The following is a 26,271-nucleotide window of genomic DNA, read 5'->3' on the forward strand; positions in this document are numbered from 1 at the left end:
TCAGAGTGAGGTCGTGCCGACCCCTGACGAGCCGACGCCGCTGCCGGAACGGTCCCCGGACACCCGGCGCTGGCTGTTCGCCGACCAGCTCGGTCCGCACTTCCTCGACGCCCCGCGCCAGCCGGTGCTGCTGGTGGAGTCCGTGGACGTCTTCCGCCGCGGCCGCTTCCACCGCCGCAAGGCGCACCTCATCCTGTCCGCCCTGCGGCACCGGGCCGCCGAGCTGGGGGACCAGGCCGTGTTCGTCCGCGCGCGCACCTACCGCGAGGGCCTGGCCGAGGTGGGGGAACCCGTCAGCGTGTGCGACCCCACCTCCTACGTCGCTCGGCGCTTCGTCCGTCGCCTCGACGACGTCGAGGTCCTCGCCTCCCGCGGTTTCGTCGTCTCCGAGGGCCAGTTCGCGCACTGGGCGGAGCAGCGCGGCGACAAGCGCCTGCTGATGGAGGACTTCTACCGCGACGTCCGCCGTCACCACGGCCTGCTGATGGACGGCGAGAAGCCCGTCGGCGGGACCTGGAACTTCGACCACGACAACCGCGAGGGCCCGCCCAAGAAGCGGACCGCGCTCGACGTCCGCGAACCCTGGTGGCCGACCGAGGACGAGATCGACGAGGAGGTCCGCGCCGACCTCGACCGCTGGGAACGGGACGAGGGCGTGGACTTCACCGGCGTCGACGGACCCCGGCGGTTCGCCGTGACGCGCCGCGAGGCGCTCAGCGGGCTGCGGCGCTTCCTCACCGACCGGCTCGAGCAGTTCGGCGTCTACGAGGACGCGATGATGGCGCAGGACCCGTGGATGTCGCACTCGCTGCTGTCGGCCCCCATGAACCTCGGACTGCTCGACCCCGTCGAGGTCGCTCGCAAGGCCGAGGAGCACGGCCGCGAGAACGACGTCCGGCTCGCCTCGGTCGAGGGTTTCGTCCGGCAGGTCGTCGGCTGGCGCTCCTACACCTGGCACCTGTACTGGCACCTGGGTGAGGACTACAAGCGCCGCAACGCGTTGGGCGCCAGGACCGAGCTCCCGCAGTGGTTCGCCGACCTCGACGCGGACGCGGTCGAGGCGAACTGCCTGCACCACGTGCTCGCCGGTGTCCGCGACGAGGGGTGGGTGCACCACATCCCGCGGCTCATGGTGCTGGGGAACTGGGGCCTGCAGCGGGGCTACCACCCGGCCGACCTCGCGGACTGGTTCTGGCGCAACTTCGTCGACGGCTACGACTGGGTCATGACGACGAACGTGGTCGGCATGTCCCAGCACGCCGACCACGGTGTGCTGGCCACGAAGCCCTACGCCTCCGGCGGCGCGTACATCGACAGGATGAGCGACTTCTGCGGGGGCTGTCGCTACGATCCCAAGGTGCGGGTCGGCGAGGACGCCTGCCCGTTCACCGCCGGCTACTGGAACTTCCTGGCGGGGCACCGCGAACAGCTCGAGGGGAACCGGCGGATGACGCAGGCCCTGCGCGGCCTGGACCGGCTGCGCGACCTCGACGGCGTGCTGCACCAGGAGGCCGAGAGAGGGAGTGGTCCACCGTGACCGACCGTGCTGACCAGGCCGAACGGACCGACCGGGTGGCGGAACTGCTCGCCGGCACGTCCTACGTCCTGCTGACGACGTTCCGCAAGGACGGCCGCCTGGTGCCGACCCCCGTGTGGGCGGCCCCGCTGGGCGACGGCCGGCTCGTGCTCGTGACCCAGGACGGCACCGGCAAGGTCAAGCGCATCCGGCGCGAGCCGCACGTCCTGCTGGCCCCGTGCAGCCGGCGCGGCAAACCGCACGGCCGGCCGGTCGACGGGACCGCCGAGGTCCTGCCCGACGACCGGCTGCCGGAGGTCGAACGGGTCCTGGCCGACAAGTACGGCGTGCAGTTCCAGCTCTTCGGCAAGGTCGAGTCCCTCCTGCAGCGCCGGGGCCGGATGACGGGCCGTCGTGTCGCGGTGGCGCTCACCGTCACCGGCTGACGGCCCGCAGCCCCCGTCAGCCGGCGCGCAGGTCCAGCTCGAAGCAGACGTCCTCGCCCAGCAGGTGCCGACGGGCGGGGGGACGCAGGCAGTCCCGCAGCGGCTCGACGTCGGGCAGGGCCAGCCCCCGCCGGCCGCCGCGGCCGACCACGAGCGGGGCGACGGTGAGGAAGAGCCGGTCGACGAGACCGGCGTCGACCCACCGGCTGACCGTGGCGCCGCCGCCTTCGACGAGCACCCGCCGCAGCCCCCGTGCGCGCAGCAGGGCGAGCACGGCGGACGGGTCCCGCGCGACGTCACCGCGCACGTGCACCGTCGCCGGGTCGGCCAGGACGGCACGGTCGCGCAGGCTGTCCCGCGGGTCCAGCACGACGCGGACGGGGTTGGGCCCGCTCACGGCCCGCACGGTCAGCTGCGGGTCGTCCGCGTCGACCGTCCCGGGCCCCACGACGACCGCGTCGACGAGGGCGCGCAACCGGTGCAGGTGCTCCCGGTCGGCGTCCCCGGTGACGAAGGCGGAGTCGCCCGACGCCGTCGCGATGCAGCCGTCCAGGCTCTGGCCGAGCTGGGCGACGACCCCGCGACGACCCGCCAGCAGCAGCGGCGCGTAGCGGTCCACGAGCTCACCACCCGCCCGGGCGTGCAGGCCCGCGGCGACCAGCACGGGGTCCTCCTCGCGCGCCAGCTCCAGCAGCGCGGCCCAGTCGTCCAGGCCCCCCTTCGACCCGGCCGCCCCCGCGGGCGGTCGCGCGTCGACGGTCACCGCTCAGCCCACCCCGGGCAGGCGGTGCCCCATCCGGTCGCGCTTGGTGCGCAGGTAGCGCAGGTTGTCGCTCGTGGGCGCGACGGGCAGGTCCCGCCGGCGGACGACCGGGACGCCGTGCGCCTCCAGCGCCTCGACCTTCACCGGGTTGTGCGTCATGAGCTCGACGTCGCGCACCCCGAGGTCGCGCAGGACGGCGGCCGCGCCGGTGTAGTCGCGGGCGTCGACGGGCAGCCCCAGGTCGAGGTTGGCCTCGACGGTGTCCCGTCCCTGCTCCTGCAGGGCGTACGCGGCGATCTTCTCCGCCAGGCCGATGCCCCGGCCCTCCTGCCCGCGCAGGTACAGGACGATGCCGCGACCCTGCGCCGTGATGGCCTCCAGGGCGGCGTGCAGCTGCGGACCGCAGTCGCAGCGCAACGAGCCCAGCACGTCGCCGGTCATGCACTCGGAGTGCATGCGGACGAGGACCTCGTGCCCGTCGCCGACCTCCCCGGTGACGAGGGCGAGGTGCTCGGCCCCGTCCGCCTGGCGGTAGGCCACCGCGCGGAAGGTGCCCGACGTGGTCGGCAACGTCGCCTCGCCGACCCGGACCACCGGCAACGACGGGTGGTGCCCCAGCAGCTCGCTGTTCGACTCCTGGAGATCTGTCACGTGCGTTCCCTCCGTCAGGTCGCGGTCGCGACCCTCACCTGGCGCTTCACCCGCGCCAGCATCCCGGTCATGCCGCGCATCCTGAGCGGGCTGACCGCCTGGTCCAGACCCAGCCGGTGGCACACGTCACCCGGAAGGTCCAGCACGACCTGCGCAGGCAGGCCCTCGAGACCCTCCTGCAGCACCCCGGCGAAACCCCGCGTCGTCGGTGCTTCCGGCGGCGCGGAGACGTGCAGGTGCACGGGGGAGTCGCCGTCCTGGCCGTCGACCTCGACGGAGATGAAGACGGGCGACTGGCACTCGTCGACGCGCTCCATCTTCTCGAGGTGCCCCTCGAACTCGGCCGGCAGGGGTCGCAGACCCTGGCTGAACTCCAGCAGGAGCTGCAGCCGCTCGCGGTCCGGCAGGGCCTGGAAGTCCTCGACGATCTCCGCCATCGACGCGGGCAGCCCGGCGGTCGGGGCGGAGTCGAGGTCGTCGGGAGCGCTGCTCACGCGGACGTCCCGACGGAACCCTTCTCGGGCCCCTTCGCGATCGGCGCGCGCACGGCGTTGCCCCACTCCGTCCAGGAACCGTCGTAGTTGCGGACCTGGCCGAAACCGAGCAGCTGGGACAGGACGAACCACGTGTGGCTCGAGCGTTCCCCGATGCGGCAGTAGGCGATCACGTCGTCGTCCGGCGCCAGGCCCTTCTCGCCCTGGTAGATGGCCTCCAGGTCCTCGCGCGACTTGAACGTCCCGTCCTCCGCGGCCGCGCGGGCCCACGGGACGCTGTCGGCGCCCGGGATGTGACCCCCGCGGACGGTCCCCTCCTCGGGGTAGTCGGGCATGTGGGTGCGCTCGCCCGTGTACTCCTGCGGGGAGCGAACGTCGACGAGCTTGCCGCCACCGGGGGCCTGCACGTGGGCGAGGACGTCCTCCTTGAACGCGCGGATCCCGGCGTCCTCGCGCTCGATCACCGGGTAGTCGGTCGTGGGGCGCTGCGGCGCCTCCGTCGTCGTCTCGCGGCCCTCGGCGATCCACTTGGCGCGACCGCCGTCGAGCAGGCGCACGTCGGGGTGGCCGAACAGCGTGAACACCCACAGGGCGTACGCGGCCCACCAGTTGTTCTTGTCGCCGTAGACCACGACGGTGTCGTCGCGGGAGATGCCCTTGGCCGCCATGAGCCGGGCGAACCCCTCACCGTCGACGTAGTCGCGCGTCACGGAGTCGTTCAGCTCGGTGTGCCAGTCGACCTTCACCGAGCCGGGGATGTGGCCCGTGTCCCACAGCAGGACGTCCTCGTCGCTCTCGACGACCACGAGGCCGTCCTCGCCCAGGTGCTCGGCCAGCCAGGCCGTCGTCACGAGCTTCTCCGGGTGCGCGTAGGCGGCGAGCTTGGCGTCGGTGTCCAGCGGCGTGCTCACGGTCGGTCCTCCAGCGGGTCGGCGGGCAGTGGCGGTCCGGGCCACCGCAGCTCCCCGTTCAACCGAGGAGGCGCGGTCTTCGTTCCCGCCAGCGCCGTGATCCTGCCAGACCTGCCGGGCGCCGCCGGCGCGTGTTCACTACGCTGGCCGGTCGTGACCGGTTCCCCCTCGCGGCCCGACGCCGGACTGGACTCCCTCGCCGACCGCAACCCCCGGGTGCCGCCCGAACAGCTGGTCGCCGAGCTGGTGCCGCCGCCGCGCTTCGCCGACGTGCGCTTCTCCACCTACGTGCCCTCCCCGGAGCACCCGTCGCAGGCCGAGGCCGTCGCGGGGATGTCCGCGTTCGGGGAGGCCGTGGTGCGCGGGGACTCCGGGCGCAAGGGGCTGTTCCGCCGCCGCAGCGTCCCGTCCGGCCCGCCCGGCATCTACCTCGACGGCGGCTTCGGCGTCGGCAAGACCCACCTGCTGTCCTCGCTCTACCACCAGGTCGTCACCGAGGGCGGCCGGACGGCGGCCTACGGCACCTTCGTGGAGTACACGAACCTCGTCGGGGCGCTCGGGTTCCTGCCGGCCGTCGAGGCGCTCGCACCCCACCACCTCGTCTGCATCGACGAGTTCGAGCTCGACGACCCCGGCGACACGGTGCTCATGTCCCGCCTCATGCGTGAGCTCGTCGACCGCGGGGTCCGGCTGGCCGCCACGTCCAACACGCTGCCCGGGGCGCTGGGCGAGGGCCGCTTCGCCGCGCAGGACTTCCAGCGCGAGATCCAGGCGCTCGCGGGTCAGTTCGCCGTCCAGCGCGTGGACGGGGAGGACTACCGCCACCGCGGGCTGCCCGCCGCCCCGGCACCCTTGTCGGACGAGGACGTGCGCCGCGTCGCGGCCGGCCGGGAGGGGGCGACGTTCGACACGTTCTCGCGCGTCCTGTCCCACCTCGCCGACGTCCACCCCAGCCGGTACGGCGCGATGGTCGGCTCGACGTCCGCGGTGTGCCTGCAGGGCGTCGGAACCGTGAGCGACCAGATGGTCGGGTTGCGGCTCGTGGTCCTGGCCGACCGCCTCTACGACCGGGACATCCCCGTCGTCGCCTCCGGCGTGCCGTTCGACGGTGTCTTCACCGAGGAGCTCCTCGGCGGCGGCTACCGCAAGAAGTACCTGCGTGCCGTCTCGCGGTTGTCGGCCCTGGCCCGCGACGGGGCCGCGCTCGCGGGCTGACCCGCAGCTCCGTCAGACGGGTTCGTGGGACGCACGCCGCGGGCCGGCCGAACGGTTCGTGGCCCGCCACCAGACGAGGGCCGCGATCCAGACGGCGAGGAACAGGCCGGCGACGGCGTAGCCGACGTACTCGGTGTCCAGGTTCGAGACCCAGGTCGTCACGGCGTCGCCGAGCCCGAGTTCCTCGTGCAGGACGGACGTCAGCTGCACGGTGCCGATGCCGAGCGCCACGGCGACCGAGACTCCCGTCACGACACCGTTGTAGGCCAACCGCCGCAACGGGTTCGCCAGCGCCCAGTCGTAGGCGAGGTTCATGAAGGCGCCGTCGAGGGTGTCGAACAGGCTCATGCCGGCGGTGAAGAGCACGGGCAGCACGAGGACCGCGTACCAGGGCAGGGTCACGGCCGCGGTCCCCGCGAGGACCAGGAGGGCGACCTCGGTGGCCGTGTCGAACCCGAGCCCCATGAGCAGACCCGCGGGGTAGATCTGCCGCGGGGAGCGGATCTTGGAGGTGAACCGGCGCAGCACCCGCGCCAGGGCGCCGTCCAGGGCGAGGCGCTGCTGCAGGGCGGCGTCGTCCAGCTCGCCGCGCCGGCGCCGCCGCGCCGTCCGCAGGATGCCGGCGAGGGACACGAGGTTCACCAGGCCGATCACCCACAGGAAGACCCCGGCGGCCGAGGTCCCGAACACCCCGAGCGCGTCGTGCGCCCCGGACCCGTCAGTCACGAGCGAGGAGGCGAACCGGGCCCCGGTGGCGACGACGACCGCCATCGCGAACACGACGGTCGAGTGGCCCAGGGAGAACCAGAACCCCACCGACAGCGGTCGCTGCCCGTCGCCGGTGAGCTTGCGCGTCGTGCCGTCGATGACGGCGATGTGGTCGGCGTCGAAGGCGTGCCGGACGCCGAAGACGTACGCCGTCAGACCGAGCCCCCAGCCGAACACCTGCTGGCCCACCGAGTAGCCGTGCGGGACGACGAAGAGGCCGAGCACGCCCCACCCCACGACGTGGAGCGCCAGGACGACGCCGAGGAGGCGCAGCAGTCTGCGCGAGTCGTCGCGGGTCCAGCGCACGTCGAGGGCTCCAGCCTGTTGCGGGTCACTTGCAACAGCTGAGACTAGACCCCGACTAGTCCCACTCGGTCGGGAGCGTGGGATCGCGGTGGTGGGCGAGCAGACGTTCGAGCTCCCAGCGGTTGATCCGGCGTCCGGACAGCTCCGGCAGCTCGTCCAGCCCGAACCAGCCGACCTCGAGGGTCTCCAGCTCGCTCGGCGGTACCCGCTCGCCCGTGACCCGGCACAGGAAGTACAGGTGGAAGACGCTGACCGGCATGGGCGGCTGCTTGCCGCGGGCGTCGCGCTCCCACACGCCGACGACCTTCACGGCCTCGACGGGCCAGCCGGTCTCCTCGAGCACCTCGCGCTCGGCGGCCGGCCCCGGCCGGTCACCGGGATCGGCCCAGCCGCCGGGCAACGACCAGAGCCCGTCGGAGCGCTCCCTCAGGAGCAGGAAGCGCTCCTGTTCGTCCAGCACGCCGGCGCGCACGTCGACCTTCGGCGTCGCGTACCCGGTGTCGGCGTCCAGCACGGCCCGCAGGACCTCCCGCGGGGACGTCGAGACGGCGGCGAGCAGGTCGGCGGCCAGCTCGGTGAGCTCCCGGTAGCGAGCGGCGTCGTAGTCCTTGGCCGCGTCCCCGACGGCGTAGGTCAGCCCGTCCTGGGCCAGTGCTGCGATGCGCACCGCCGCCGCGCGTACCAGGTCGGACGGTTCGCTCACGCCACGCGGACCACGACGACACCCTCGGACGGCGTCCGGACGCCCTCGCCGAGCAGCTCAGGCTCCGCGCCCTCCGTCCACGCAGCGACCACCTCGACCGGCGTGCCCTCGACGTCGACGTCCGCCCCGCCGCCCAGCGTCACGACGACCCGGTGGTCACCGCGGTGCAGGACGAGGGCGTTGCCCTGCACGTCGACGCGCACCTGCCGGAGGTCGGCGTCGGCGAGGGCCGGGACGGAGCGCCGCAGACCCGTCAGCGTCCGGTACCAGGAGAGCATGCGGGCGTGCCCGTCACGGTCGACCTCGTCCCAGCGGAGCACGGAGGCCTCGCGGGTGGCGGGGTCCTGCGGGTCGGGCACGTCCTCGGCGTCCCAGCCGTGCTGACCGAACTCCCCGCGGCGCCCCTCGCTGACCGCCTTGCCCAGTTCGGGGTCGGGGAAGCTCGTGAAGAACTGCCACTTCGTCGAGGCGTTCCACTCCTCGCCCATGAACACCATCGGGGTGAACGGGCCGAGCAGGTACAGGGCGGCGCCGGCGGCCTGGCGGGCGGGGGAGAGCAGGTGCCCGATGCGGTCGCCGACCGCGCGGTTGCCGACCTGGTCGTGCGTCTGCAGGTACCCCAGGAACGCGGTGCCCGGCACGGCGGCGCGGTCGACCTTCTTCCCCCACTCCTTCCCGCGGAAGGTGGAGAACCGCTCGGCGTGGAAGAACGCCTCCTCGAAGGTGGTGGCGACGACCTCGGGGTCGCCGAAGTCGGCGTAGTAGCCCTGCCGCTCACCCGTCAGCCAGGCGTGCAGCGCGTGGTGGACGTCGTCGTCCCACTGGGCGGTCATGCCGCGCCCGCCCTGAGCGGTGGGAGTCACCATGACGGCGTCGTTGAGGTCGGACTCGGCGACCAGGCCGAGGGGCCGGCCGAGCTGCGCGGACAGTTCCGCGGTCTCGTCGGCGAGCTGCTGCAGGACGTGCCGGTCGGAGTCGTCGACGAGGGCGTGGACCGCGTCCAGGCGCAGCGCGTCGACGTGGAAGTCGCGGAACCAGCGCAGGGCGTTGTCGCAGATCCAGCGGCGCACCTCGACCGACCCGGTGTCGTCGAGGTTCACCGCGGCGCCCCAGGGCGTGTCGTGCTTGTCGGTGAAGTACGGGCCGAACTCCCCGAGGTAGTTCCCGCTCGGCCCGAGGTGGTTGTAGACGCAGTCGAGCGCCACGGCGAGACCCCGTGCGTGGCAGGCGTCCACGAAGGCCGCGAAACCGTCGGGACCGCCGTACTCGTGCTGGACGGCGTACGGGGCGACGCCGTCGTACCCCCAGTTCCACGGCCCGTCCCACGCCGAGACGGGCAGGACCTCGACGACGTCGACACCGAGGTCGACGAGGTGGTCCAGGTGCCCGACGGCCGCGGCGAAGGTCCCCCCGGGGGTGAACGTCCCCACGTGCAGTTCGTAGAACACGGCCCCGTGCACGTCCCGGCCGGCCCAGTCCTGGTCGGTCCAGGTGAACGTCGAGGGGTCCACCACCGCACTCGCCGCGTGGACGCCCCCGGGCTGCCACCCCGTGCGCGGGTCGGGACGTTCCTCGCCGCCGTCGAGCCGGAACGCGTACCGCGCTCCGTGGGCCGCGTCGGCCTCGGCCGACCACCAGCCCTCCCGGGGAGAGCCGGTCGGCTGCAGCGCCACCGCCGTCCCGTCGAGGACGAGTTCCACCTCACGCGCACGCGGCGCCCACACTCCGAACTGCATGGCCACAGCCTGTCCGAAGTGCGGGCGCCCGGCGACCGGAGGGTTCGTCAGCCGGCGCGCACCAGCAGCGCCACCGGCAGGTCGGACAGGAGGTCGGCGATGCGCACCGCACCACCCTCGACGACGGCGTCGCCCGCCAGGACGTTGCGCCAGCGTCCCTCGGGCAGCGTCAGCGTGTGCTCGCCCCAGCCCCCGTTGCGCTGCAACGACACCGGCAACCGGGTCGCGACGGCGACGACCTCGGGTGCGTCCGCCGCGCCCCGTGCGAACGCCAGGGCGTTCCCGCTGGACGTCGGCACCGCGGAGTAGTCCCCGCCCGCGAACGCCGCGGGGTGGTCCCGTCGGGCCCGCAGCGCACGCGAGACCACGAGCAGCTTCTCGTCGTCCAGGTCCGCCGGTGCCGAACCGTCGTCGAGCGCCCGCAGGCGCCGCCGCCGGTCGGCGTAGTCGACGGGCCGGCGGTTGTCGGGGTCCACGAGGGACAGGTCGACGACCTCGGTGCCCTGGTAGACGTCGGGGACACCCGGCATGAGCAGCTGCACGAACTTCTGCCCGAGGACCGCGACCCGGGCGGCCTGGCCGGTGTGGGCGACGAACTCGCCGACCGCGGTCAGCACGGCCTCGTCGGCCAGCACACCCGTCGCGAACGCCTCCACCGCCGCCTCGTAGGCCTCGTCGGGCGACGTCCACGTCGTGTGGTCCTTCGCCTCCCGCGTGGCCTTCTGCAGGTACGCCAGCAACCGGTCGGCGGCGATCGGCCCCGCGGTGCCCCAGGTGCCGAAGACCGTCTGCCACACCAGGAGCTCGGTGCGGGCGTCGAGCTCGGCGGCCCGGTGCCCGGCGGCCAGGTCGCGCCACGTGGTGAGCGCGGCGGCCCACTCGTCGGCGAACTCCGACAGGACCGACAACCGGGCGCGGACGTCCTCGCTGCGCTTCGTGTCGTGCGTGGACAGCGTCGTCATCGTGGCGGGCCAGTCGTGCGCGAGGCGCGCCGCGAACGCGTGGAACTCCTCGGGGGAGGTGCCGAACCGCGTCGGGTCGCCACCGACCTCGTTGAGGGAGCTGAGCCGGAACCAGCGGTAGAACGCGGTGTCCTCGATGCCCTTGGCCATCACCGGACCGCAGGTCTGCTGGAAGCGGACCACGAACTCCGCGGCGCGGGGGTCACCCGCACCGGCCCGGCCGAGCGCGAGGTCCACGACGACGGAGAGGGTGTCGTGGCGTTCGGCGGGCAGCCGGGTGCGGGCGGTGGCCGCCGCGTGGTCGAGGACGGCGACGGCGTCCCGGGGCGCCGTCTCGCCCGGCACGACGTAGGCGCGGTACTGCTCGACGGCGACGAGGAGTTCGACGACGGCTTCGTGCAGCCCGCGGCGGGTGTGGTCGCGCAGGTTGACGTCGTCGTGGCAGATGCCCGCCAGCAGTTCCACCAGGCGGTGGACCTCGGCGTACAGGCCGTTCTCGACGACCTCGCGCTTGGCCTCCTCCACGACGGCCGCGAACGGGGTCCCTGTCCCCGTCACCGCCGCGTAGGCGGTGGAGAGGGGTTCGGCGCCGGTGGGGTCGAGGAAGACGCCGCCGATGCGCTGCAGGGCGTCGTACCCGGTGGTGCCCGCGCACTGCCAGTCGACCGGCAGCAGCTCGTCGCCCTCGAGGATCTTCTCCACGACGACCCAGGCGCTGGCGTCACCCTGGCGGGTGGCGGCCGCGAGGCGCTCGAGGTACCCGCGCGGGTCGGCCAGGCCGTCCGGGTGGTCGATGCGCAGGCCCTGCAGGGACCCGTCGTGCACGAGCTCCAGCAGCAGCCGGTGGGTCGCGTCGAAGACCTCGGGGTCCTCGACCCGCACGGCGGCGAGGGTGTCGACGTCGAAGAACCGCCGGTAGTTCAGCTCCTCGTCGGCGACCCGCCAGTGCGCCAGGCGGTACCACTGGCGGTCGACCAGCTGCTCCAGGGGCAGGTCCTCCGTGCCCGGCCGGACCGGGAAGACGTGGTCGTAGTAGCGCAGGACGGGCTCGTCGCCGGAGCGGTCCAGGGACAGCTCCCCGGCCGCCAGCACCTGACCGATCCGCTGGCCCAGGACGGCCATGAGGATCGCCCGGTCCGGGACCGACCAGTCGACGTCGAACCACGAGGCGAACGGGGACCCGGGACCCTCGCGCAGGACCGACCACAGCTGGGCGTTGTCGCTGGCGGGCGTCGGGACGGCGACGTGGTTGGGCACGACGTCCGCGACCGCGCCGAGGCCGGCTGCGCGCAGCGCCTGCGTCAGCCGGTCGAACGCGGGGCGTCCACCGGCCTCGGGGTTGAGGTGGGAGTGGTCCACGACGTCGTACCCGTGCGTGGACCCCGTCGCGGGGGCCAGCACGGGGGAGAGGTAGGCGTGCGAGACCCCGAGCGCGGCGAGGTGCTCCGCCTGCTCGGCCGCGTCGTCGAAGGTGAACGCGGGCTGGATCTGCAGGCGGTAGGTGCCGGTGGGCACCACCGCGGGACGGTAGGTCACTTGTCTCCCAGAGGTTCTCGGGCCAGGACGAGCACGGAGCGGGCGGCGACGGGCAGCTTGGCCCCCGGCGAGAACGCCGACTCCTCGGTGAAGATCGAGATGATGCCGACCTGGTCGTCGGCCGTGTCCAGGCGCGGCCGCCAGTCGTCGCCGTAGGCCTCCTCGGGGAGGGTGAACTCCACCGTCTCGTGCCACGGGTTGTACAGGACGAGGAAGGAGTCGCCGACGATCCGCTCGCCGCGGCGGTCGGGTTCGGGGATGGCCTCCCCGTTGAGGAAGACCATGACCGTGCGGTTGGAGGCGTCGCCCCAGTCCGCGTCGGTCATCGGGGTGCCCTCGTTGGAGAACCACTCGATGTCGCCGACCTCGGACTCGCCGCCGTGCTCGGCGTCCCCCGCGAAGAACCGGCGGCGCTGGAACACGGGCTCCTGCCGGCGCAGCGCGACGACGCGTCGGCTGAACTCCAGCAGCTCGCGCTGGGGGGCGTCGAGCTTCCAGTCGATCCAGGAGGTCTCGTTGTCCTGGCAGTAGACGTTGTTGTTGCCGTTCTGAGTCCGGCCGAGCTCGTCGCCGTGCAGGAGCATCGGCACGCCCTGGGACAGCAGCAGCGTCGTCAGCAGGTTCCGGTGCTGACGGGCCCGCAGCGCGATGATCTCCTCGTCCTGCGTCTCGCCCTCGACGCCGCAGTTCCAGGACCGGTTGTGGCTCTCGCCGTCCGCCCCGCCCTCGCCGTTGGCGTCGTTGTGCTTGTCGTTGTAGGAGACGAGGTCGCGCATGGTGAAGCCGTCGTGGGCGGTCACGAAGTTGATGCTGGCGATGGGCTTGCGCCCCGAGTGCTCGTACAGGTCCGAGGAACCGCTGACGCGGCTGGCGAATTCGCCCAGGGTCTTGGGCTCCCCGCGCCAGAAGTCGCGGACGGTGTCGCGGTAGCGGCCGTTCCACTCCGTCCACAGCGGGGGGAAGCCGCCGACCTGGTAGCCGCCGTCGCCGACGTCCCAGGGCTCGGCGATCAGCTTGACCTGGCTCACGACCGGGTCCTGCTGGACGAGGTCGAAGAACGCGCTGAGGCGGTCGACCTCGTGGAACTGACGGGCCAGGGTCGAGGCGAGGTCGAAGCGGAAGCCGTCCACGTGCATCTCGGTCACCCAGTACCGCAGCGAGTCCATGATGAGCTGCAGGACGTGCGGCGAGCGCATGAGCAGCGAGTTGCCCGTGCCCGTGGTGTCGAAGTAGTGCTTCTTGTCCTCGTCGACGAGGCGGTAGTACGCCTGGTTGTCGATCCCGCGGAAGCACAGCGTCGGGCCCATGTGGTTGCCCTCGGCCGTGTGGTTGTAGACGACGTCGAGGATGACCTCGATGTTCGCCTCGTGCAGCGCGCGCACCATCGACTTGAACTCCTGCACCTGCTGGCCCTGCTGGCCGGTGGAGGAGTAGGCGTTGTGCGGGGCGAAGAAGCCGATCGTGTTGTAGCCCCAGTAGTTCGTCAGGCCCTTGTCCACGAGGTGGGTGTCCTGGACGAACTGGTGCACGGGCATGAGCTCGACGGCCGTGATGCCCAGCGACGTGAGGTGCTCGATGACGGCGGGGTGCGCCATCGCCGCGTACGTCCCGCGGATCTCCTCGGGCACGTCGGGGTGCTGCATCGTCAGACCCTTGACGTGGGCCTCGTAGATGACCGACTCGTGGTACTCGTGACCCGGCCGACGGTCGTTGCCCCAGTCGAAGTAGGGGTTGATGACGACCGAGAGCATGGTGTGCCCGAGCGAGTCGTCGTCGTTGACCTCACCGGGCCGGTCGAAGTGGTAGCTGAACAGGGACTCGTCCCCGTCGACCTGGCCCTCGACGGCCTTGGCGTACGGGTCGAGCAGGAGCTTTTCGGGCTGGCAGCGCGCGCCGCTCTCGGGGTGGAACGGGCCGTGCACGCGGTAGCCGTACCGCTGGCCGGGCTGCACGCCCGGCAGGTAGGCGTGCCAGACGAAGCCGTCGACCTCGGGGAGGTCGAGACGGTGCTCCGTCCCGTCCGCGTCGATGAGGCACAGCTCGACCCGTTCGGCGACCTCGGAGAAGAGGGCGAAGTTCGTCCCGGCGCCGTCGTACGTGGCGCCCAGGGGGTAGGGCCGTCCGGGCCAGATCTGCATCGGGGGAGTCCCTCCAGCGGTCTCGAAGGTCGTCGTGTCGGTGGGCGGGTCCTGCGGTGGTGCGTGGTCATCATGTCGGTAGACGCCCCCCGCCACCTCCTGGGAGACCCCGGAGTGGCGGTCCGTCGTGGCCGGGGTGGCCCGTTACGGTGGACGGGTGCCCGAGGACCCCTCCCGTCCGGGTGGGCGCCCCCGGCACGAGGAGAGCGACGAGGAGACCATGGACGTGGCCCGCTCGGAGGACGCGACCGCGAGCCCCGGCGCCCTGACCACCGACGCAGACACGAGCGCAGGCACCGCTGGGGAGCCGGCTCCCGAGGTGACCGTCCAGGTGCGGCGCACCCGGCGGTCGCGCCTCCCGCGGGTGTGGCGCGCGCTGCGCCAGCCGTGGCGCGACCTGCGGGCGCTGACGGTCGGCACCGTCGAGGCCTGCATGCGCTTCCGCGTCACGGGGCTGGCCGCCGAGGGCGGGTTCTTCGCCCTGCTGTCGCTGCCGCCGCTCGTCTTCGGGCTCGTGGCGAGCCTGGGCTACCTGGGGCGCTGGCTCGGGGCCGACGACGTCGACGCCGCCCGCGGGCAGCTGACACGCGTCACCGAGGCCTTCTTCACCTCCCAGGCCATCTCCGACGTCATCCTGCCCACCTTCGACTCGGTGACGACGGGCGGCCGGGCGGACCTGACCGTCCTGGCGTTCGCGGTCAGCGTCTGGTCGGGTTCGCGCGCCCTCAACGTCTACGTCGACACCATCGCGATCATGTACGGCCTCGGGGGCCACCGCGGCATCGTGCGGACCCGGCTGCTGTCGCTGTCGACGTACCTCGTGGCGCTGCTCGTGGGCGTCGTCGTCGTGCCGCTGGTCCTCATCGGCCCGCAGCTGCTCGGGGAGTGGCTGCCGCTGCACCTGCGCTGGCTGACGACGCTGTACTGGCCGGTGGTGCTGGTGCTGTCCGTCTTCTGCCTCGCGACGCTCTACCACCTCGCCACACCGGTGCGGTCGCGCTGGTGGCGGGACGTGCCGGGGGCGCTGCTGGCCCTGCTGGGGTGGCTGGCGATCTCGTGGGTGCTGCGCCGCGCGCTGTCGTTCTCCGTCGCGGGCGCCTCGACGTCGATCTACGGGCCGCTGGCCGCGCCGATCGTCGTGCTCATCTGGTTCTACTTCCTGGCCATCACCGTGCTCATCGGCGCCGCGCTGAACTCCGCCGTCGACCGGGTCTGGCCGGACCCGACCAAGGCCGCCGCCCGGGAGGACGCCCGCGTGCAGGCGGCCGAGCGGCGGCGCTGGGTCCCCTGAGGGACGCCCCGGTCAGGTCCGGTCGCTGACCTTCACGCGCGCGTAGCGGTACCCCACCATGCGCTGGAAGTGGCGCAGGCCGTTGGACAGCTGCGGCGGCGGGGTGGAGTCCGTGAGGTACCGGACGCCGCGCGCCGCGAGCGCGTCGACGAGGGCGGGCATGAGCAGGTACCGGGCGTCGCTGTGCGCGGGGGAGGCGCCGAGGGTGCGGAAGTAGCGCAGCAGACCCCACTCCCCGTCGACCGGGGTCACCGACAGCATGATCGGCTCGCCGCCGGAGTCCGTCGCCACCAGCCACAGGTCGTGCTCGAGCAGGTCGGCGTTGTCCGGCGCCGCGTTGCGGTACTGGGTGTCCGCGTGGACCTGCTCGGCGGCGTTGGCGCGCTCGACGAGGGCCCGCCGCTCGGCGGGGTCGTCCACGGTGCGCCAGCCGACGCCCTTCTTCTGCGCGGCGCGGACCTTGCGCCGCAGCGTCTGCCGGTTCGCCCCGACGACGTACTCCGCCGGGTCCACCGGGACATCGAGGACGGCGACGCCGGTGGAGGCGACCGGCATCCCGCCGAGGTGGCGGGTGAGCAGCGTGCGGCGCAGGACGTCGGCCGCGGGACCGGTCCCCAGGTGCGCGGGCAGCACCGGGAGCCGCAGGACCGCGACGACCGCGGCGGCCGTCGACAGCGGGTTGCGGGCGGCGAAGCGGAGCGCGTGCCCGCTGCCGTCCGCGGCCTTCTCCTCGCGGTCGGAGACGTAGTCGGTCAGGAAGCCCGCCAGCGCCGCCTCCGTCGTCCGCTCCTCGAGGCGGCGGGGAACGTCGGTGCGCACCGTCGTCGCGGCGGTGCTCAGGGCGCCACGGGCGCGCCGGACCAGGGAGACCCCGGGGGCCCCGGCCGGTCGGGCACGCTGCGTCGAGCTCGTGGTGGACAGGCGGAGCAGGTCGAGCGCGCGCACAGCAGGAGACTCCTCGGATCGGGGGTGGTGCAGGTCGGTCAGGCGTTCGTGCCGAGCGTCGGGTCCTGGCCGGACCGCGTGCGCGGGTCGGCCGTCCCCAGCGGCAGCGGCGCGAAGGAGGGCAGCGGCCTGCGGGCCACCGCCGAGAGCAGCTCGAGGTGCCGGCGGGCCAGCCGCCGGGGGTCGAGACCGCGGGCGAAGGACGGCCCGCCGGCGGCGGCGTGCCGCAGCGGGCGCTGGTCGGTGAGGTGCGCGGCGAGCGCGTCGGCGAGGGCGTCGACCGACTCCGGTGCGACGAGCGCCCCGTGGCGGCCGTCGTCCAGGAGCAGTCGCGACCCCTCGCAGCAGTCGGTGGCCACGACGGGGACGGCCAGGGCGAGGGCCTCCAGCAACGTCAACGGCATGGCCTCGGTGCGGGAGGACGACACGAGCAGGTCCGCGCGGGCCAGCAGGGGCGCCGGGTTCTCGACGAACCCGGGCAGCCGGACGTGGTCCGCGCCGAGCTCGGTGCGCAGCGCCTCCAGGGCACTGCGGTCCGGGCCCTCCCCGACGACGACCAGCTCGTGGTCGAGACCGGCCGCGCGGACGCGGGTCGAGGCCCGCAGGAGCAGGTCGAAGCCCTTGTGCGCCGTGAGGCGCCCGACCGCGAGCACCGAGGGCCGGGCCGCGTCGAGCGTCACCGGGCTCGGCTCGGTGGCCCGCTCGGTCAGGGCGTCGACGTCGACACCGTTGAGGACGACGTGCACGCGGTCGGCGGGGATGCCGTTGGCGACCAGGCCGGGGACCAGGCCGGGGGAGACGGCGACCGCGGCGTCGGCGTGGCGGTGCACCCACCGCGTCGCGGCCCGCAGCTTGGGCGGTACCCACGCCTCCAGGGCCGCGTCGAGGTCGCCCTGGGCGAGCACGACGAAGGGCTTGCCCAGCGTGCGGGCGGCGAGCGACGCGGCCAGCAGGCCGTGGCCGATCTCCGACCCGGACACGACGACGTCGTGGTCGCGGGCGAGGCCGACCAGCCTCGCGAGCGCGACGGGGAGCCGGCGGGCGGCGGGCAGGGACGCCGACGCCCCGAGGTGGACGGGCACGCCGGGACCGGGCAGCCCGACCTGCTCGTCCGGGCCGACGTCTTCGAGGGCGAAGAGCGAGGTGTGGACGCCGTCGGCCACGAAGCGGTCGGCCAGGGCGTTGACGACGCGCAGGCCGCCGTTCTCGCGCAGGTGCCCTTGCACGAAGAGGACGCGCAGGTCGCCCCGGCGCCGGGGCACGGAGCGCGGGACGAGAGGCATGACGACCACGGTACGGACAGCGACGACCGCGTGTGGGCGTGTTGCAGATTTGTTAACCCGTTCCGCTGCAGCCGATCCATCCGTTTGGGTGACGCCCCGTGACGCTCAGCGACGACGACGTGCCGGAGCGGGGTGGAGGCTCCGGAGACGCACGAAGGGCCCGGGACCATCGCTGGTCCCGGGCCCTCTCGGGTGGTGGGCGATACTGGGATCGAACCAGTGACCTCTTCCGTGTCAGGGAAGCGCGCTACCGCTGCGCCAATCGCCCTCGTCCTCCGCGCCGGGAGCTACCCGGTGCTGAGTGGAGGTGGAGACGGGATTCGAACCCGTGTGGACGGCTTTGCAGGCCGCTGCCTAACCTCTCGGCCACTCCACCGTGAGGCTCGCGCCCCGCAAGCCGAACCCCGAGCGGACGACCGGACTCGAACCGGCGACCCTAACCTTGGCAAGGTTATGCGCTACCAACTGCGCTACGTCCGCGTGCTTCCGGTTTCCCCGCCGTTCCCGGCCGGTTCCCCGTGGCGTTGAAAACATTAGCCGACATCCCGGGCTCGGCCAAATCACCCCCGCCACGGCGTGGTCCGGGCGGGGGGAGGCGTTGCGCTGCAGGCGCTCTCAGGAGACGAGGCGCGCGATCAGGTCGTCCAGGTCGAGGTGCCGGCTCTCGCGGCCGGGCGGGACGAGGGCGTCGGCCCGCCGGAGGAAGCGCCGCACGTCGGCCTCGTCGGCCTCGAGCTCGGCGTTGCCGTCGGGGGAGGACAGGCGCAGGACGATCCGCGGGCGACCGTCGGCGGACTCGGTGCAGGGACGCACCTGCACGTCGCCCGCGCCGCTCGGCTCGCTCAGGCCCTCGCGCAGCAGGTCGCGGGCGAAGACCCACTCGACGTCGGCGTCGCCGCCGCGGAAGACGGCGTGGATCGCGTACGGGTCGTCGGCGCCGTAGTGAAGGCTGGCGGGGACCGGCAGCCCGGGGCCGCTGGTCGTCCGGAGCCGCAAGGAGACGTCGACGTCGACCTCGGTCTTGCGGTGCGGCAGTGCAGGCACGTCGACCTCCGTGTGCTCTTGGCCGCTGACGGGCTCCAGCGACCGTGCTGACGAGTTTCCCACCAAATGCGCCGTCGAAACACTCGAACGACGCAACTCGGACGCCCGCGTGTCGCCGGCGGTTCCCCGGCCCGTCCACCGGGGGTCACCGGGCCCCTGGGGGTCGGGGTGTGACGCGGCTCACGAAGCACCCGCGCAGAACGTCCCCGGCCGGCGGGAGCGCGGCGCCACCCCCGGGCGTTGGAGGGGCGTGGGGCCGGGGACCGACCGGACCCGGACGCGAGGCGAGCAGCAGGGAGGCGTGGTGGGAGCGGTGCACACGCAGGGCCACGGCACGGGAGCCGGCGCGGACGGGGACGGGCCGGGCGCGCAGTCGCGCGACGGTGACGACCTGCCGGGCCCCCGGTTGCCCGACCCGCCCCGCGCCCGGCAGAGCGTCGGGCGGCAGGTCGACGCCGACGTGGCACGGACGGGGTCGGCGGGCGACACGCCGGCCGCGGGAGGCCCGGCGGCGCGCACCGCCCACCAGCACCGGGTCCGCCGGGTGCGCGCAGCCCTGCACGCCCGGCGCGAGCAGATCCGCGCCGACGCCCGGCGCAACGCGGCCTACCGCGCGGTCGTCGGGGCCGTCGGAACGGTCGTGGTCGTCGTGGGGCTGGCCCTCGTGCCCCTGCCCGGCCCCGGCTGGCTCGTGGTCTTCATGGGGCTCGCGGTCCTGGGCAGCGAGTTCTCCTCGGCGCAGCGGGTCAAGCACTTCGGCGAGCGCCAAATGCACCGCTGGGTCCGCTGGATCGCCGCCCGGTCCCTGGCCACGCGTGCGGCGCTGGGCGCGGGGACGGCGGCCGCCGTGGCGGCGGTCGCCTGGGGCTACCTCGCCTGGCAGGGGTTGCCCGCCTGGACCCCGGAGGTCGTCTCGGCCCAGCTGCAGTGGGTCCCGGGCCTGGCGCGGGGCTGAGAGCCGGGGAGAGCGCGGGGCTGTCGTGACGAGCCCCGCAGGTCCGGTATGGTTCTCAGGCCGGTCGCGTTCAGCGCGACGACCGGGCGATTAGCTCAGTGGTAGAGCACTTCGTTCACACCGAAGGGGTCACTGGTTCGAACCCAGTATCGCCCACCCAGCACACTCGTGGGGTGTCCGTCACCGGCGCCCTGCGCGAGATCCACCTCTTCCCCGTGAAGTCCGCCGGGGGACTCTCCCCGCAGTCGGCCGCCGTCGGTCCCGACGGCCTGGTCGGCGACCGGTCCCACGCCGTCGTGGACGCGGGCGGTGAGGTGCTCGCCGCCAAGCGCACCCCCCGGCTCCGCGAGCTGCAGCTCGGGGAGTCCCTCGACGCGCCCCGCGTCCTCGTCCCCGGAGGTCAGGACCTCGCCGCCTTCCTCGGGGTCACCTCCGCCCACGTGGTCCCCGTCGCCGGCGGCGCCCGGCAGGTCGAGGCCGTCCACGTCGTCACCCTGGCCCAGCGGGCCGACCCGGCGGCGGGGGACACCTCGCGCGCGAACCTCGTCCTCGACGTCGACGCGCTGCTCGCGCCCGGGACCGTGCTGCGCATCGGCACGGCGGTGCTGGAGGTCGTGGGGCTGCCGCGGCACTGCGGCGGGGTCTTCGCCCGGGTCGCGACGCCGGGCGCGCTGCGGGTCGGGGACGTGGTGGACGTGGTGGTCGAGGAGGGCTCGGGCCCGCCCGGATAGAGTCCGGGAGTCCATCCACGCCAACCTCGGAGGCCCACGGTGTCCGCCCAGCTGTCCATCACCCGATCCGGCGCCGGGGGCCAGGAGACGCAGCAGGTCACCGCCGGCACGACGGCGGCCGAGCTGTTCACCGAGGAGCGCGACGTCGTCGTCGCCCGCGTCAACGGTGAGCTGCGCGACCTGTCCCACGTGCTGGCCGACGGGGACTTCGTCGAGGGCGTGCTCGTCTCCTCCGAGGACGGGCTGGCGGTGCTGCGCCACTCCACGGCGCACGTCATGGCCCAGGCGGTGCAGCAGCACTTCCCCGAGGCCAAGCTCGGCATCGGACCGCCGATCCGCGACGGGTTCTACTTCGACTTCGACGTCGAGCGTCCGTTCACCCCGGAGGACCTCAAGACCGTCGAGAAGACGATGCAGCGCATCGTCAAGGAGGGGCAGCGGTTCGTCCGCCGTGAGGTCTCCGACGACGACGCCCGCGAGGCGATGGCCGCCGAGCCGTACAAGCTCGAGCTCATCGGCCTGAAGTCCAGCGCCGACCAGGCGGCCGAGGGGGCCTCGGCCGAGGTCGGCGAGGGCGGTCTGTCGATCTACGACAACGTCCGCCGGGACGACTCCGTCGCGTTCCGCGACCTGTGCCGCGGGCCGCACATCCCGACCACCCGCCTCGTGGGCAACGGGTTCAGCCTGCTGCGCAGCGCGGCGGCCTACTGGCGCGGCAGCGAGAAGAACCCGCAGCTGCAGCGCATCTACGGCACGGCCTGGCCGTCCAAGGACGAGCTGAAGGCCTACCAGGAACGCGTCGCCGAGGCCGAGCGGCGCGACCACCGCCGACTCGGGGCCGAGCTGGACCTGTTCTCCTTCCCCGACGAGATCGGCTCCGGTCTCGTCGTGTTCCACCCCAAGGGCGGGGTCGTGAAGCGGGAGATGGAGGACTACGTCCGCCGCCGGCACATCGAGGAGGGGTTCTCCTACGTCGGCACCCCGCACATCTCCAAGGGCGGCCTGTTCGAGACGTCCGGGCACCTGCCGTACTACGAGGACACGATGTTCCCCGGCATGGACCTGGAGAACTCGACCTATTACCTCAAGGCCATGAACTGCCCGATGCACAACCTGATCTTCCGTTCGCGGGGGCGGTCCTACCGGGAACTGCCGCTGCGGTTCTTCGAGTTCGGGTCGGTCTACCGGTACGAGAAGTCCGGTGTGGTGCACGGGCTCACGCGCGTGCGCGGGCTGACCCAGGACGACTCCCACAGCTACGTCACCGCCGAGCAGGCGCCGGGGGAGATCACCCACCTGCTCGACTTCGTCCTGGGGCTGCTGAAGGACTTCGGCCTCGACGACTACTACCTCGAACTGTCCACCCGCGGGGACTCCGAGAAGTTCATCGGCTCCGACGAGCAGTGGGCCGCCGCCACGAAGGTGCTCGAGGACGCGGCCGTCGCCACCGGCCTGGAGCTCGTGCCCGACCCGGGCGGGGCAGCGTTCTACGGCCCGAAGATCTCGGTGCAGGCCCGCGACGCCATCGGCCGCACCTGGCAGATGTCGACCATCCAGTACGACTTCAACCAGCCCGCGCGGTTCGGTCTGGAGTACACCTCCGCCGACGGGTCCAAGCAGCAGCCCGTGATGATCCACTCCGCGAAGTTCGGCTCCCTCGAGCGGTTCTTCGGCGTCCTCGTCGAGCACTACGCCGGTGCGTTCCCCCCGTGGCTCGCGCCGGTCCAGGTCGTCGGCATCCCCGTCGCCGACGCCCACGTGCCGCACCTGGTGGAGGTCGCCGAGCGGCTGCGCGCCGCGGGTGTGCGCGTCGAGGTCGACGACACCGACGACCGGATGCCGAAGAAGATCCGCACCTGGACGAAGCAGAAGATCCCCTTCCTGCTCATCGCCGGGGCCGAGGACGTCGAGAACGGCGCCGTGTCCTTCCGGTTCCGGGACGGCAGCCAGGAGAACGGCGTCCCCGTGGCCGACGCCGTGGAACGCATCGCGGCGGCCGTCCGCGACCGGGTGCAGGTGTGAGCGAGTCCTCCCCGGAGGTCCCCGCGGACCCCGCCGTCGAACCGGCGGAGGGGTTCGCGGGCGAGCCCGACGGGTTCGGCCGACTGTGGACGCCGCACCGGATGGCGTACATCCAGGGCGAGCACAAACCCGCCGACGCCGAGTCCGGCAGCTGCCCGTTCTGCCGGGCCCCCGGGCGCAGCGACGCCGAGGGCCTCGTCGTGCGACGGGGTGAGCACGTGTTCGCCGTGCTCAACCTGTTCCCGTACAACCCGGGGCACCTCATGGTCTGCCCGTACCGGCACGTCTCGGCGTACGTCGACCTCGAGGCCGACGAGCTGGCCGAGTTCACCGCGTTCACCCGGGCGGCCGTCCGGACGCTGAGCGCCGCGTCCGCACCCGCCGGGTTCAACCTCGGCATGAACCAGGGCGAGGTCGCGGGGGCGGGCATCGCGGCGCACCTGCACCAGCACGTCGTGCCGCGGTGGCAGGGTGACGCGAACTTCCTGCCCGTCGTGGGCCGGACGAAGGCGATGCCCGAACTGCTCGAAGACACGCGAGCGCGCCTGGCCGCCGCGTGGGTCACCGACGCGACCGGCTGAGCGCCCTACCCTTCGACACGATGCTCAACACCTACGGCCGCGCCTTCGCCACGAGGATCTTCACCCCCGTCGCGCGCTTCCTGCTGCGCTGCGGGGTCACCCCCGACATGGTCACGATCGCCGGGACCGTCGGGGTCATGGTCTGCGCGCTCGCCCTGTACCCCACGGGCCACCTGTTCTGGGGGTCTCTCGGGGCCACGGTCTTCGTCCTGTCGGACACCATCGACGGGACGATGGCCCGGATCCGGGGCAGTTCCGGCAAGTGGGGCGCCTACCTGGACTCCTCCCTCGACCGGTTCGCCGACGCCGCGCTCTTCGGGGGGCTCGTCGTCTGGTTCGCCCGCGGCGGGCAGTCCGACGTGACGGCCGGGCTGGCGCTCGTGTGCCTCGTCCTCGGCAGCACCGTCTCCTACGTCAAGGCGCGGGCCGAGGGGCTGGGCTTCACCGCCAACGTCGGCCTCGCCGAACGGGGCGAACGCATCGTCGCGGTCCTCGTCGGGGCCGGGTTCGTCGGCCTCGGCGTCCCGCTCGTCTTCCTGCAGGTCGTGCTGGCGCTGCTCGCGCTCGCCAGCGCCGTGACGGTCGTCCAGCGCATGGCGGTGGTGCGGCGCCAGGCCCTCGCGGTGCCGCCGGCCGACGCGTGAGCCTGCGCGAACCGCTGCTCGTCGGCGCCTTCCGGGCGGCCTGGCGGTTCGCCCGCGTCGTGCCCGAGGACGTCGCCGTGAGCGCGAGCCGTAGGGTGGCGGACCTGCTCGCGCGCCGCGGCGGCCCCCGGGTCGACCAGCTGCGGCGCAACGTCGCGCACGCCCGCCCGGACGCCGGACCCGCCGAGCTGGACGCCCTCGTCCGCGACGGCCTGCGCAGCTACGCCCGGTACTGGCTCGACGCGTTCCGGCTGCCGGGGTGGACCCGGGAGCGGACCGTCGGCACCGTCCGCATGGACCACGGTGCGCAGCTGCGCGCGGCGCTGGCGGACGGTCGCGGCGCCATCGGCTTCCTCGGGCACCTGGGCAACTGGGACCACGCGGCGGCCTGGTCGGCCACCGAGCTCGCCCCCGTCGTCACCGTCGCCGAACGCCTGCGGCCCGAGGAGGTCTACGAGGAGTTCCTCACCTTCCGCCGCTCCCTCGGCGTCGAGGTGCTCCCGCTGGGGGACCCCGCCACCTTCGGCACCCTCCTGCGGCGGCTGCGCGCCGGCGCCTTCGTCCCGCTGCTGGCCGACCGGGACCTGTCGGCCGCCGGCGTCGAGGTCGACTTCCTGGGGCAGCGGGTGCGGATGGCGCAGGGCCCGGCCGCCCTGGCCCTCGCGACGGGCGCCCCGCTGTTCCCCTTCGGCCTCTTCCACGAGGTCGCCGGCGGCCGGCGCGTCCTGGTCATCGACGTCGGCCCGCGGGTGCCCGTGCCCGACCGGCACGCCGGCGAGAGCGCGCGCGAGCACCGCCGGCGCGCCGTGGCCCAGATGACGCAGGCCTGCGCCGACGCCCTCGCCGCGGTCGTCGTGGCGCACCCCGACGAGTGGCACGTCCTGCAGCGCGTGTTCGGACAGGACTGAGGCGTGCGGATCGGCATCGTCTGCCCCTACTCCTTCGACGTGCCGGGGGGCGTGCAGTTCCACGTGCGCGACCTCGCCGAGCACCTGCTGGGCCTCGGCCACCACGTCCGCGTCCTGGCCCCCGCCGACGACGAGTCGACGCTGCCGCCGTTCGCCGACCCCGGCGGCAACGTCGTCGCCGTGCCGTACAACGGGTCCGTCGCCCGGCTGTCCTTCGGGCCCGTCACCGCCGGTCGCGTCCGGCGCTGGCTGGTGGAGGGCGCGTTCGACGTCCTGCACGTGCACGAACCCCTGTCGCCCAGCACGTCGCTGCTCGCGCTGTGGGCCGCCACCTCGGCCACGACGGGTCCGCTCGTCGCGACCTTCCACACGGCCAACCTGCGCTCGCGGGCGATGCAGGCCGCCTTCCCGCTGCTGCGCCCGAGCCTGGAGAAGATCTCCGCGCGCATCGCCGTCAGCGAGGACGCGCGCCGGACGGTCGTCGAGCACGTCGGTGGGGACGCCGTCGTCGTGCCCAACGGCGTCGTGACCCGCGCCTTCGCGCAGGCACCCCGGCGTCCGGAGTGGACGGGCACCGCGCAGCGGCCCGTCGTGGCCTTCGTCGGCCGCCTCGACGAACCCCGCAAGGGGCTGCCGCTGCTGTGCCAGGCCGTCCCGCTCGTGCGCGCCGTCGTCCCCGGCGCGCGGTTCCTCGTCGCCGGTCGCGGGGACGTCGCCGCCGCCCGCGAGCTGCTCGCGCCCGCCGACCGGGACGCCGTGGAGTTCCTCGGCGCCGTCGACGACCGCACCAAGGAGTCGCTGCTGGCTAGCGCCGACGTCTACCTCGCCCCGCACACCGGCGGGGAGAGCTTCGGCATCGTCCTCGTCGAGGCGATGGCCGCCGGGGTCGCCGTCGTGGCGGCCGACCTCGGGGCGTTCCGCCGGGTGCTCGGCGACGGTGCCCACGGTGCGCTCTTCGCCGTCGGGGACGCCGCGGCCGCCGCGCGCGAGGTGCTGGCCCTGCTCGCCGACCCCGCCCGGCGCGCCGGTCTCGCGGCCGCCGGGCAGGCGGCGTCCGCGCGCTACGACTGGTCCGTCGTCGCGCAGGAGGTCCTGCGCGTCTACGAGACGGTCGCCGGGCACCGGGGGAGCCCCGGGTGACCGCCGTGACCTGGGTGCTCGCCGCCCTGCTGGCCCTCGCGGCGCTCGCGGGCTGGCTGTCCGCCACGGCGCAGCGTGTCGACCGGCTGCACCGGCGGGTGGAGACGAGCCGCGCCGCCCTCGACGCCGAACTCACGCGGCGGGCCAGCGCGGCCCTGGAGTTCGCCCTGGAGAGCTCGGACCACCTCGACCCCGCGTCGGCGCTGCTCCTCGCCGACGCGGCGACGACCAGCCTGGACGCGCCCCGCACCCCGGCCGCCCTGCGCGAGGCCAACGACGCCGACGACGCGCACCGCTGGCGCGTGGAGTCCGACCTCACCCGCGCGCTCGCCGCGGCGCTGCCGCCGGGCGACGGCGAGGGGCTGGCGCGGGTGGCCGACGCGGCCCGTCGGGTCCAGCTCGCGCGGCGCTTCCACAACGACGCCGTCGTGCAGACGCGGCGGTTGCGGTGCAAGCGGATCGTGCGCTGGGCGCACCTCGCCGGACGGGCCAGGGTCCCGGAAACGGCGGACTTCCTCGACGGGGACGACGACGGGACCGGGTCGTAGGATTGCGCCCGCCTGAACTCCGCCCGACCGATCG

At 73.6% G+C, this 26,271-nt stretch carries 24 protein-coding genes and 4 tRNA genes; 13 read left to right on the top strand and 15 right to left on the bottom strand.

Annotated elements, in window-relative coordinates:
- Positions 1-13 precede the first annotated feature (13 nt).
- Together ACFEMC_RS08610 and ACFEMC_RS08615 are read left to right on the top strand one after the other, a co-directional pair.
- On the top strand, positions 14-1,537 hold the full coding sequence (locus ACFEMC_RS08610) for a cryptochrome/photolyase family protein (RefSeq protein ID WP_380175449.1): 1,524 nt from the start codon (positions 14-16) through the stop codon (positions 1,535-1,537).
- On the top strand, positions 1,534-1,962 hold the full coding sequence (locus tag ACFEMC_RS08615) for a PPOX class F420-dependent oxidoreductase (RefSeq protein ID WP_380175451.1): 429 nt from the start codon (positions 1,534-1,536) through the stop codon (positions 1,960-1,962). Before ACFEMC_RS08610 ends, ACFEMC_RS08615 begins: the two co-directional genes overlap by 4 nt.
- A 16-nt stretch (positions 1,963-1,978) precedes the next feature.
- Here the strand turns inward: ACFEMC_RS08615 and ACFEMC_RS08620 are convergent, their stop codons facing one another.
- The 4 genes from ACFEMC_RS08620 to ACFEMC_RS08635 are packed head-to-tail and all read right to left on the bottom strand — an operon-like array spanning position 1,979 to position 4,781.
- Complete coding sequence (locus ACFEMC_RS08620; RefSeq protein WP_380176688.1) at positions 1,979-2,674, bottom strand: RibD family protein; 696 nt, start codon at positions 2,672-2,674, stop codon at positions 1,979-1,981.
- A 54-nt stretch (positions 2,675-2,728) separates the two neighbouring features.
- The gene (gene ribA, locus ACFEMC_RS08625; protein ID WP_380175453.1) at positions 2,729-3,376 is read right to left on the bottom strand and encodes a GTP cyclohydrolase II; all 648 of its coding nucleotides are present in this window, start codon (positions 3,374-3,376) and stop codon (positions 2,729-2,731) included.
- 14 nt (positions 3,377-3,390) lie between these two features.
- Positions 3,391-3,813, bottom strand: coding sequence for a SufE family protein (locus tag ACFEMC_RS08630; RefSeq protein ID WP_380176690.1), 423 nt, complete (start codon positions 3,811-3,813; stop codon positions 3,391-3,393).
- Positions 3,814-3,866: 53 nt separating this feature from the next.
- Positions 3,867-4,781, bottom strand: a complete 915-nt coding sequence (locus ACFEMC_RS08635; RefSeq protein ID WP_380175455.1) for a sulfurtransferase — start codon at positions 4,779-4,781, stop codon at positions 3,867-3,869.
- A gap of 153 nt (positions 4,782-4,934) precedes the next feature.
- Between ACFEMC_RS08635 and zapE the strand changes: the two genes are divergently transcribed.
- Positions 4,935-5,996 (top strand): cell division protein ZapE, encoded by a 1,062-nt coding sequence (gene zapE / locus ACFEMC_RS08640; RefSeq protein WP_380175457.1) that lies wholly within the window; start codon positions 4,935-4,937, stop codon positions 5,994-5,996.
- Positions 5,997-6,008: 12 nt separating this feature from the next.
- On the opposite strand, the gene ACFEMC_RS08645 is transcribed toward zapE, so the two are convergent.
- Genes ACFEMC_RS08645 through glgX form a run of 5 tightly spaced genes read right to left on the bottom strand, consistent with a single transcriptional unit; the run spans position 6,009 to position 14,145 of the window.
- Entirely contained in the window at positions 6,009-7,070 is a 1,062-nt protein-coding gene (locus ACFEMC_RS08645; RefSeq protein ID WP_380175459.1) for a HoxN/HupN/NixA family nickel/cobalt transporter, read from the bottom strand.
- Positions 7,071-7,125: 55 nt separating this feature from the next.
- Complete coding sequence (locus ACFEMC_RS08650) at positions 7,126-7,773, bottom strand: NUDIX hydrolase N-terminal domain-containing protein (RefSeq protein WP_380175461.1); 648 nt, start codon at positions 7,771-7,773, stop codon at positions 7,126-7,128.
- Entirely contained in the window at positions 7,770-9,509 is a 1,740-nt protein-coding gene (gene treZ, locus ACFEMC_RS08655) for a malto-oligosyltrehalose trehalohydrolase (RefSeq protein WP_380175463.1), read from the bottom strand. The genes ACFEMC_RS08650 and treZ overlap by 4 nt, the downstream gene beginning before the upstream one ends.
- Before the next feature lie 47 nt (positions 9,510-9,556).
- Positions 9,557-11,989, bottom strand: a complete 2,433-nt coding sequence (treY, locus tag ACFEMC_RS08660) for a malto-oligosyltrehalose synthase (protein ID WP_380175465.1) — start codon at positions 11,987-11,989, stop codon at positions 9,557-9,559.
- Positions 11,990-12,003: 14 nt separating this feature from the next.
- Complete coding sequence (glgX, locus tag ACFEMC_RS08665; RefSeq protein ID WP_380175467.1) at positions 12,004-14,145, bottom strand: glycogen debranching protein GlgX; 2,142 nt, start codon at positions 14,143-14,145, stop codon at positions 12,004-12,006.
- A gap of 157 nt (positions 14,146-14,302) precedes the next feature.
- Here glgX and ACFEMC_RS08670 point away from each other — a divergent pair, with 157 nt between their 5' ends.
- Positions 14,303-15,436: a YihY/virulence factor BrkB family protein gene (locus tag ACFEMC_RS08670; protein ID WP_380175469.1), complete on the top strand. Its 1,134-nt coding sequence runs from the start codon at positions 14,303-14,305 to the stop codon at positions 15,434-15,436.
- Positions 15,437-15,448: 12 nt separating this feature from the next.
- On the opposite strand, the gene ACFEMC_RS08675 is transcribed toward ACFEMC_RS08670, so the two are convergent.
- The 6 genes from ACFEMC_RS08675 to ACFEMC_RS08700 all read right to left on the bottom strand — a co-directional run bounded on the left by ACFEMC_RS08675 (position 15,449) and on the right by ACFEMC_RS08700 (position 18,708).
- Positions 15,449-16,381 (bottom strand): hypothetical protein, encoded by a 933-nt coding sequence (locus ACFEMC_RS08675; protein WP_380175471.1) that lies wholly within the window; start codon positions 16,379-16,381, stop codon positions 15,449-15,451.
- Positions 16,382-16,419: 38 nt separating this feature from the next.
- Positions 16,420-17,664, bottom strand: coding sequence for a glycosyltransferase (locus ACFEMC_RS08680; protein ID WP_380175473.1), 1,245 nt, complete (start codon positions 17,662-17,664; stop codon positions 16,420-16,422).
- A gap of 193 nt (positions 17,665-17,857) precedes the next feature.
- A tRNA-Val gene (locus tag ACFEMC_RS08685) sits at positions 17,858-17,932 on the bottom strand.
- A 34-nt stretch (positions 17,933-17,966) separates the two neighbouring features.
- A tRNA-Cys gene (locus ACFEMC_RS08690) sits at positions 17,967-18,040 on the bottom strand.
- A 31-nt stretch (positions 18,041-18,071) separates the two neighbouring features.
- Positions 18,072-18,144: transfer RNA gene (locus ACFEMC_RS08695), tRNA-Gly, on the bottom strand.
- 135 nt (positions 18,145-18,279) lie between these two features.
- Entirely contained in the window at positions 18,280-18,708 is a 429-nt protein-coding gene (locus ACFEMC_RS08700; protein ID WP_380175476.1) for an SsgA family sporulation/cell division regulator, read from the bottom strand.
- 304 nt (positions 18,709-19,012) lie between these two features.
- On the opposite strand from ACFEMC_RS08700, the gene ACFEMC_RS08705 reads away from it, so the two are divergent.
- The 9 genes from ACFEMC_RS08705 (at position 19,013) to ACFEMC_RS08745 (ending at position 26,237) form a co-directional block, all read left to right on the top strand.
- Positions 19,013-19,663 (top strand): TIGR02611 family protein, encoded by a 651-nt coding sequence (locus tag ACFEMC_RS08705; protein ID WP_380175478.1) that lies wholly within the window; start codon positions 19,013-19,015, stop codon positions 19,661-19,663.
- Positions 19,664-19,747: 84 nt separating this feature from the next.
- A tRNA-Val gene (locus ACFEMC_RS08710) sits at positions 19,748-19,819 on the top strand.
- Positions 19,820-19,836: 17 nt separating this feature from the next.
- On the top strand, positions 19,837-20,394 hold the full coding sequence (locus ACFEMC_RS08715; protein WP_380175480.1) for an MOSC N-terminal beta barrel domain-containing protein: 558 nt from the start codon (positions 19,837-19,839) through the stop codon (positions 20,392-20,394).
- A gap of 39 nt (positions 20,395-20,433) precedes the next feature.
- Entirely contained in the window at positions 20,434-22,416 is a 1,983-nt protein-coding gene (thrS, locus tag ACFEMC_RS08720; protein ID WP_380175482.1) for a threonine--tRNA ligase, read from the top strand.
- Positions 22,413-22,997 (top strand): HIT family protein, encoded by a 585-nt coding sequence (locus ACFEMC_RS08725; RefSeq protein ID WP_380175484.1) that lies wholly within the window; start codon positions 22,413-22,415, stop codon positions 22,995-22,997. Before thrS ends, ACFEMC_RS08725 begins: the two co-directional genes overlap by 4 nt.
- 20 nt (positions 22,998-23,017) lie before the next feature.
- A complete protein-coding gene (gene pgsA / locus ACFEMC_RS08730) occupies positions 23,018-23,641 on the top strand; it encodes a phosphatidylinositol phosphate synthase (protein WP_380175486.1) in 624 nt (207 codons plus the stop codon).
- The gene (locus ACFEMC_RS08735) at positions 23,638-24,549 is read left to right on the top strand and encodes a phosphatidylinositol mannoside acyltransferase (RefSeq protein WP_380175488.1); all 912 of its coding nucleotides are present in this window, start codon (positions 23,638-23,640) and stop codon (positions 24,547-24,549) included. The genes pgsA and ACFEMC_RS08735 overlap by 4 nt, the downstream gene beginning before the upstream one ends.
- Before the next feature lie 3 nt (positions 24,550-24,552).
- Entirely contained in the window at positions 24,553-25,689 is a 1,137-nt protein-coding gene (locus ACFEMC_RS08740) for a glycosyltransferase family 4 protein (RefSeq protein ID WP_380175490.1), read from the top strand.
- Positions 25,686-26,237: a hypothetical protein gene (locus tag ACFEMC_RS08745; protein ID WP_380175492.1), complete on the top strand. Its 552-nt coding sequence runs from the start codon at positions 25,686-25,688 to the stop codon at positions 26,235-26,237. The genes ACFEMC_RS08740 and ACFEMC_RS08745 overlap by 4 nt, the downstream gene beginning before the upstream one ends.
- Positions 26,238-26,271: the final 34 nt, after the last annotated feature.

Origin of the sequence: Kineococcus sp. DHX-1, from assembly GCF_042473625.1 — a bacterium.
Lineage (GTDB): Bacteria > Actinomycetota > Actinomycetes > Actinomycetales > Kineococcaceae > Kineococcus.